The following is a 6916-nucleotide window of genomic DNA, read 5'->3' on the forward strand; positions in this document are numbered from 1 at the left end:
TCGGGTGACCCGGGGGGCTGGCATGCTGGACGGGTGACTTCTCCGTTCGATGCCCCCGTTCCCGTGCCCACCTCGGACGACCGCGACGGCCGGCCGCAGTACGTGCTGCCGCTGGTGGTGCGGATGGAGCGGGCCACGCCGCCCGGGCGGACGGACGCGCTGGAGACCTCGGCCCGCGCCGTGCTCACGCTGCTCGCCGACCCGCGGGTCACCGAGGCGGACGGCGAGTGGACCGAGCGGGTCGCCGCGTGGGAGGACGCGCGGATCCGCAAGGTGGTCCGGCGGGCCCGGGGCGGGGAGTGGCGCCGGGCCGGCGAACTGCCCGGGATCACCGTGCGGGGGCGGGAGGCGGAGGTGCGGGTGTTCCCGCCGGTCCCGCTGGACGGGTGGCCGAAGGAGCTCGCGAAGCTGCAGGTCTCGGGGACGGACCTGGAGGAGACCGAGGAGATCGGTGCCCCCCAGGCGGGCCTGCCGGTGCTGTGGCTCAACCCGGACGTGGAGATGAGCGCGGGCAAGACGATGGCCCAGACCGGGCACGCGGCCCAGCTCGCCTGGTGGCGGCTGGACGAGGCGCAGCGCAAGGAATGGGCCGAGTCCGATTTCGCGCTCGCCGTGCGGACGCCGACGCCGGAAGCGTGGGCGGAGCTGGTGGCGAGCGGCCTCCCGGTGGTCCGCGACGCGGGCTTCACCGAGATCGCCCCCGGGCTAACTGTTGCACTCGAAGGCGGCACCGTCTACTGCCCCACCCCGCGCCTCCGGCGCTCGTGATGCACCTCATGGGCCCCAATAGGGCAACGTAGCAGGCCAGTGCGCACGTCCCTGGCGGTCGCACTCGGGAGGGGGCGGTGTCACCAAGTGAGGGTTCTCTCCTGCGCCGCGACGCGGGAGGGGGCGGCGACCCGGGCCCGGACGGTTCCTGCCCGAACCCGCACGACTTCGAGCTGTACTACGACCTCTAAACCGAGGTTGTTGGGTCCACTCGGCGAACCGCCACTACACGGCATCCGACCTGCGAAAACGCCTCTCGTGAGCTCTCGGCGGTTCTCGTCTGCCCTCGTCCTCATGTGCACCCACTGTGCACCGGGAGCCATTCCGGACTGACGGGTCGTCAGTAGAGGCTGCACATCGGGCCTCGTCGCTCCAGCTACACCGAGCGACGAGGCCCGGCCTCTACTCGGTTGCCAAGCTGACGACCACCGCTTTCATCCCGCCTGGTGCTACTGCTGCTTCACCATGACGTGCCTGTGCCATCTAGTACTACGCTGTCTTTCAGTGTGACGGGCGGCACAAGTCTGAGTGGGACGAGGAGCAGCGGTGGCGCGACCAGGTGATGAGCAGATGACACCGAGCAGCCCGATAACCGTCACCGATCCGGTCATCCTGATTCTTGCCTCTGGTACGACGCCGGCTGCGGTCGGCACTGCCCGGGGGCGGCTGTTCGAGAGCTTTGTCGCCCGGTTGCTTCATGCCTACGGCTACGGCAAACCCACCACCGAGCGGCTCAACACCACCGCTAATGGCATTGAGCTGGACGTTGTAGCCTCCCATGAAATTACCCGCCAGACTGCACTGGCTGAGTGCAAGGCCTACACCAGCCACGTTCCGGCCTACATGGTGGCTGTCTTTCACAGCAAGCTGATCACCAGACGTAAGAGCAGTTCTGATGACGGCGTGCAGGGCTTCTTTGTCGCTATTCCCCGCCTCACGGCTGACGGACACGAGTACGCCGAGCAGATTACTGCCAATGACCCAGGCTTCCACTTGCTAACCGCCCGCCACATCACCGACAGACTGAAGGAGCGCGGTTGGATCGTTGAGTGCCCGACAGGCGGATCACTGACCAGCGACCTGGCAGTTGTGATCACCGAAGACGGTGTGTATTCAGCCTGCCTCGAACTAGATGCCGTCTCCCGTAAACCTGTGCGGGTATTGGTGTGGGCTGCCCGCGGTCCGGTCCCTACCTCGGTCCTTGCCGCCGTTGCCGCCGCCGAGTATGCCCAGGGTTGCCGAGTGGTCGATTCGCGGGTAACTCCGGCCGGCCCGGTTCAGGAACCGACTTCGCCCGAGCCTGCTCCGGTGATTGTGTCGGTCACTGGAAGCAGGTCAGACTTCGAATACCAGCTCCCCGCCGCGCCAAGGTTTTTCGTCGGACGCAAGCGGCTTGTCGATGACCTTTGCCGGGCCCTCGACAACAACGCCGGAGTCTTGGTGCTCAACGCCCAGTCTGGATGGGGCAAGAGTTCAGCTGCCCTGAAGCTGGAGGCCCTGGCCAAAGAACGCAGGGGCTTTGCCCTGGTCACCGACACCCGCACCGCCACGGATCGACGGTTCGTCACCGACGCTCTGAGCCTCGCCGCTCAGAGAGCGCAGGATGCCAAGGTCCTGACTCTTCCTCCTAACGCGAGCTGGGCCAGCCTCCCTAGTGCCCTTCAGACCCTTCGAGCCGCCACGTGGCACGCTGGTCCGCTCGTGATCTTCTTCGATCAATTCGAGAACGTCTTCCGCGACGCGGATATCACCCGGGAATTTCGTGATCTTGCACTCGCTATCCGCGATCTCTCTGATCACGTGCTGGTTGGCTTTGCATGGAAGACCGATGTCGTCGCATGGACAGAGAACTATCCCTTCCAGCTCCGCGACCAGATCCGTGACAATTCCACCCAGCTTAGCCTCGGCCCCCTGGGCCCCAGCGAAGTTGATGTGCTGCTGCGCCGCCTGGAAAAGGAGATCGACGCACCCCTCGCTCGCGATCTTCGTAATCGACTGCGTGAATACAGCCAGGGATTGCCCTGGCTGTTCAAAAAGCTCGCCGGGCACCTACTGCGCGAGGTCCACGCCGGCGCGACACAGGAAGACCTGGCTAACGAGGCTCTCAATGTTCAGAATCTTTTTGACGCCGACCTGGCCGAACTGTCGCCCGTCGAGTTCGAAGCGGTGCGTCACATTGCCCGCTATGCACCGATTGCCGTCAGTGAAGTAACCGAACGCGTCACCCCGCAGATCGTTGAATCACTAGTAAACCGACGTCTCATTGTCCAAGTTGGTGAACGCCTGGATACATATTGGGATATCTTTCGAGACTATCTCAACACGGGCAGCATTCCAGTTCAGGACTCTTACATCCTGCGCATGGGGCCTGTTTCCGTCGCCCGACTGCTGAACCATGTCGCCGATAACGATGGCGACAGCCACGTTCGTAACCTTGCTCACCAAATGAGAACTAGCGAGACAGTCGTTTTCAATCTCAGCCGCGAGCTGCGATTGCTCGGCGCAGCCGCCTACGAGCCCAACCGGGTTCGCATACTCCCAGATATCTGGCAGGCTGAAGACCAGGAATCCGAACTTAGGCGCCGCGTCGTCACCGCCCTTCGTCGCCACCGTGCTCTCAGCGCCTTCACTGCCCTCGCCGAGCGAGGCGGAAGCGTCACCATTAGCGCCTTCGCGCGAGAGCTTCCCGCAGCATTCCCTGCTGTTGACGTTCGCGAATCAACCTGGATCGGCTATGCGCGGGTCTATCTGCAGTGGTTCGAGTACGCTGGCCTTGCCGTACAGAAAGGCTCAGCATGGATGGTCGCGCCTGAGGGCACGCGGGGAACGCCCGACCTACTGAACGGCGGATACCGCCGCCGCGCCCGGGGTGGTTTTCCCCATGACGCCCCCGGCCCCTCGCTGCGCCTTCTGCTTCATATTTCCGCTGGTCAAACGGCGGTATCCGAGGGAGACCGGCGCGCCGTCAACCAGCTGCTAGCTATCGGTGCGCTGACTGAAAGCGCACCGAATTCCTATCGCGTCCATGACGGCCTCGTGGTGAATGGCCGCGTCGAGCCTGCTGTACTTCAGAACCTGATGCGTTCCGTGCCGAGTGTCGCAGCCGGTCTGACCGTAATTGAAAAGGATCCAGCTGCGCGCGCTGAGGAAATCGGCCAAGCAATACAGGCGGCAGCTGGCGCTGATTGGGCTATCGGCACCGCTACTGGCGTGGGAAAACACCTTCGGGCATGGGCTCGCGAAGCCGGCATCACCGTTCACTCAACGCGCACAACTCGCCCCCGGGGGCAGGATGGCCTTTTCTGACTACATCGCGCGATGTATAGGCAGCCGGGACGCCACCGCTCATGACCCGAGGACATAATCCACCTTGCGATGATCAGTTCATGACCCCATCAGTTGACCAGTGAATCCAAGTCCGACGCGGCGTGACATATGAACCAGGGCCTAGTCGGCAATCTCGGGACCGACCAGCACAACGAACGACCTCTCGAAAAGAGGCGCCACCGTTCGACGTCTGGGCTAACCTGACAGTTCAGTAAGAGCCACTCAGGAGAACTCTACGGTAGGTGAGGTTAGAATGGCTGTACCGGAGGGGGCGGCGGTTGTGCGTGCCGGAGCGGCCGTCCTTAGGGGCGTGACAGAAAAAGCGGGAAGCTCACAGGAATGGCCTAACTTTCATGCTGCGATGATGGAGCTCCATGAAATCTTGGACGAGTGGCTCACGGCCTCCGAGGCAACCATGAATCTATATCTCAACGGCCGCGGGATGAGTCCAGAGGACATCAAAATAATCTATCGGATGTCGAATATTTCTTTCAGCTTCTTTCGCTACCCGGGCGCGGGATTTGTCGAGCAAGTGGAAAAAGACTTGACGCAGCTCATGAATCCGCGAGCGCCAATGCTACAGAAGTGGAGTAGAGGAAGGCGGAGAAAGGCTGCAAGGCGGACTCTTCGGAGCATGATGAAGATTTACTGCCCTGACATCCTGGATGACTTTCACTCTGCGGTTCAAGGTCGAAGTGCCTGGATCAGAGAGAACCGCAAGGCCGTGAAGCAAGCCCTGAAAGATGGCTCGCTGTCGTGGGAGGATGTTTGGCGCGCCCCCGTATCCACTCAAACGGTAGTGGACCTGGAGCATCTCAAAGCGGTTGTTGCATCCGTCATTCTCGAAAAGTATCCGCTGGGTGGGACCGCGCACTCCGGTTGACCGAGTCGAAGACCACTGGCCAGCTGCGACGCCTGGTCCTCGAGTCGGAGGGCCAGGAGACCGAGCCGACGGCCTGCATCATCGACTCACAGGGCGTCAAGACGCCCACCAACGTCCCCGCGGCCGGCCAGGGCACCGACCTCGGCAAGAAGACCATCGGCAGGAAAGCGGTACACCGCTACCGACGCGATTGGTCTGCTGCCCGCCGTCCTGGTCGCCGCCGCGAGCGTCCAGGACGGCGGGCAGCACCTGCTGACCCGGGTCTCGGTCGATCATCCCATCGTCCGCAAGGCATGGGCCGACATGGACTACAAGTACGCCGTCATCGAACACGGCGCCATACACGCATCGACGTCGAGATCGTCCGCCACGACCCCACGACGCGGGGATTCGTCGTCCAGCCCCGCAGATGGGTTGTCGAACGCACTCTCGGCTGGCCCATGAACCGCCGCCGCCTCGCCCCGGACTACGAAGCACTGCCTGCTCGCTCCGAAGCCGTGATCTACGTCGCGATGATCCGCCTCATCGGCAAGTCCTGCGATAGTCAGACAAAAGAGCAGGTGAGAGGCTCAATCCGGGCTCCTGCACTCACCGAGATCGCCCCCGGGCTAACTGTTGCACTCGAAGGCGGCACGGTTTACTGCCCCACCCCGCGCCTTCAGCGTCCGTAATGCATCGCCTTGACCTCAACTGGGCAACGTAGCAGGTGAGTCGCGCTTTCTTGGTGACCGCACGCCTCCGGCAGACCTTCTTGGAGGGGTGAAGGGGCGGCGCTTCCTCTGCTCGCCGCCATTGTCGCGTCGGGGGCTCGACGGGCTGTTGCGCCAACACCCACGGACTCTCCCGAACGGGCGTGGCAGGCCGGAGACCGGGGCAGCATCGGAAACCGGGCTCGTGAGAACCTAGACCGGCACTGCCCGTATGGCCGGGCTCGCACCGGCAGCAGTGCGGCGGTCGGCGACGAGGACGGAGCACGGGTGTACGTCACGAGGGTCCAGCTCAAGAACATCAAGGGCTTCAGCGGCAAGCGCGCAGTGGACCTGGCCTTGCCCGGACGCAGCGGCTGGACCGTCCTTGCGGGCCGCAACAGCTCGGGCAAGTCAACGGTGCTGCAAGCCCTGGCTCTGGCCTTGGCCGGCCCGACAGTCTCACGGGCGCTGGTGACGGACTTCACCGGCTGGATCAGCTCTGGTACCAGGACGGGCGAGGTGAACGTCCACGTCGCCGTCGACGCCTCCCTTGACGGGTTCTCGGGACCGGGGAACACACCTGAAGGGGAGACCAGCTTCGGGCTCCGATGGTCCCGGGCCCCTGAGTCGGAGCATAGCCAACGGCCACTGGTGGAACCGCTCGGTAAGGGCAAGAGCGGTCCCCGAGGGCCCTGGGTGGAGAACCCCGCCGGTTGGTTCTGTGCCGGCTACGGCCCGTTCAGGCGGCTGACCGGCGGGTCGAGCGAGGCCCAGCGCCTCATGGTCAACCAGGGGCCCAGCGGCCGACTGGCCACCCTCTTCCACGAGGACGCGTCGCTGGCCGAGGGAGTCGCCTGGTTGGTCGACCTGCGCCTTCGGGCGTACGAAGAGGATAAGGGCGGCCCAGCAGCCGACCTGCTGCAGACCGTGCTGGCTCTGTTGCAGGACGGTCTGCTGCCCGACAACTATCAGGTGAAGCGGGTAACTGCGGATGGCCTGTGGGTAGAGGAGAGGGAGGGCACGAAGCAGTTCCCGCTCAAGGAGATGAGCGACGGATACCGGACTGTGGCGGCGCTAGGTTCTGTACGGCGGATCTTGTGACCGTCGCATGATCGGCTCGTTGTACTGGTCATGGGGCGGGGAGATCTGAGCAAGGACGAGTGGGACCGGCTGAAGCCGCACCTGCCGGCGAACGGGCGGCAGGGCGGCCGGTGGGCCAGTCATCGACGGGTGATCAACGGGATTCTCT

At 64.0% G+C, this 6916-nt stretch carries 5 protein-coding genes and 1 pseudogene; all 6 read left to right on the forward strand.

The annotated features are described in order from the left end of the window. Nucleotides 1-33 precede the first annotated feature (33 nt). Complete coding sequence (locus tag ACFVU9_RS04065; protein ID WP_387589669.1) at nt 34-768, forward strand: peptidyl-tRNA hydrolase; 735 nt, start codon at nt 34-36, stop codon at nt 766-768. A 570-nt stretch (nt 769-1338) separates the two neighbouring features. Then, nucleotides 1339-4074 carry a restriction endonuclease gene (locus ACFVU9_RS04070; RefSeq protein ID WP_387589672.1) on the forward strand — a complete coding sequence of 912 codons (2736 nt, stop codon included), beginning with the start codon at nt 1339-1341 and terminating at the stop codon, nt 4072-4074. A gap of 274 nt (nt 4075-4348) precedes the next feature. Further along, nucleotides 4349-4978 carry a hypothetical protein gene (locus ACFVU9_RS04075; protein WP_387589675.1) on the forward strand — a complete coding sequence of 210 codons (630 nt, stop codon included), beginning with the start codon at nt 4349-4351 and terminating at the stop codon, nt 4976-4978. Nucleotides 4979-5271: 293 nt separating this feature from the next. Next, a complete protein-coding gene (locus tag ACFVU9_RS04080; RefSeq protein ID WP_387589702.1) occupies nt 5272-5649 on the forward strand; it encodes a transposase in 378 nt (125 codons plus the stop codon). A 306-nt stretch (nt 5650-5955) separates the two neighbouring features. After that, complete coding sequence (locus tag ACFVU9_RS04085) at nt 5956-6768, forward strand: AAA family ATPase (RefSeq protein ID WP_387589678.1); 813 nt, start codon at nt 5956-5958, stop codon at nt 6766-6768. A 30-nt stretch (nt 6769-6798) separates the two neighbouring features. Next, nucleotides 6799-6916 (forward strand): annotated as a pseudogene (locus ACFVU9_RS04090) (IS5/IS1182 family transposase); the annotation flags it as partial.

The organism is Kitasatospora sp. NPDC057936, from assembly GCF_042887525.1.
Taxonomy (GTDB): domain Bacteria; phylum Actinomycetota; class Actinomycetes; order Streptomycetales; family Streptomycetaceae; genus Kitasatospora.

What these genes read in the sequence shown, in the direction of transcription:
- ACFVU9_RS04070 (WP_387589672.1), top strand. Translation starts at nt 1,339, where the DNA reads ATGACACCGAGCAGCCCGATAACCGTCACCGATCCGGTCATCCTGATT.
- ACFVU9_RS04080 (WP_387589702.1), top strand. Translation starts at nt 5,272, where the DNA reads ATGGGCCGACATGGACTACAAGTACGCCGTCATCGAACACGGCGCCAT.
- ACFVU9_RS04075 (WP_387589675.1), top strand. Translation starts at nt 4,349, where the DNA reads ATGGCTGTACCGGAGGGGGCGGCGGTTGTGCGTGCCGGAGCGGCCGTC.